The 661-nt window shown below is 48.7% G+C and carries 1 pseudogene; it reads left to right on the forward strand.

Annotated elements, in window-relative coordinates:
- Positions 1 to 454: pseudogene (locus tag LGZ98_RS24000) on the forward strand (transposase); the annotation flags it as partial.
- Positions 455 to 661 lie beyond the last annotated feature (207 nt).

The raw sequence follows: 661 nt of genomic DNA on the forward strand, positions 1-661 counted from the left end.
AAAAAAGTATGCTCGCGCCCTGTGTGTGCCCCCAGGGCGAAAAGTTGATTTATAAAACGACCAGCCGAGAGGGATACCGGCATTATCAGGCTGCGGCGAATATCTGCCAGTACTGCCCGAAACGCGCATCCTGTACGCAGGCCAAAGGGGGCAAAAAGATAACCCGTCATGTCTGGGAGGACAGTAAGGAGCAAGCCAGGGAAAACCGGCTAACGGAGTGGGGTAAAAAGGTTTACAAGCGACGAAAGGAGACGATAGAACGCAGTTTTGCGGATGCGAAACAACATCACGGGCACCGTTATGCCCGTTTTCGCGGGTTGCAAAAAGTGCAAATACAGTGTCTTTTGGCAGCAACCGCCCAAAATATCAAGAAGATAGCATTGCTGATCGCGATGCTGTGTTGTTTTTATCTCTGGAGAGCGAACGTGTCAAATTGCAAGCGAAGCGGAAATAACCCCCTGACGGGCGATTGAATCGGGTCAATGAGGAAAATGAGTTGTATTAGGATTCATCATGAAAAGAACAGACCCCATTATTTTCAATGAGGTTTGTCGGCGGTCTGAAAGCCCTTTGGGCTTTTCGCCTGATATCCCCGCTCTGGCACTGGGCAAGGGTTTACGGCGGTTTTTGCTAATTATCTATTGTCAAAGTGAATTCTTAT

It is taken from the genome of Photorhabdus kayaii, assembly GCF_025384895.1.
In the GTDB taxonomy this organism is placed as follows: Bacteria; Pseudomonadota; Gammaproteobacteria; order Enterobacterales; family Enterobacteriaceae; genus Photorhabdus; species Photorhabdus kayaii.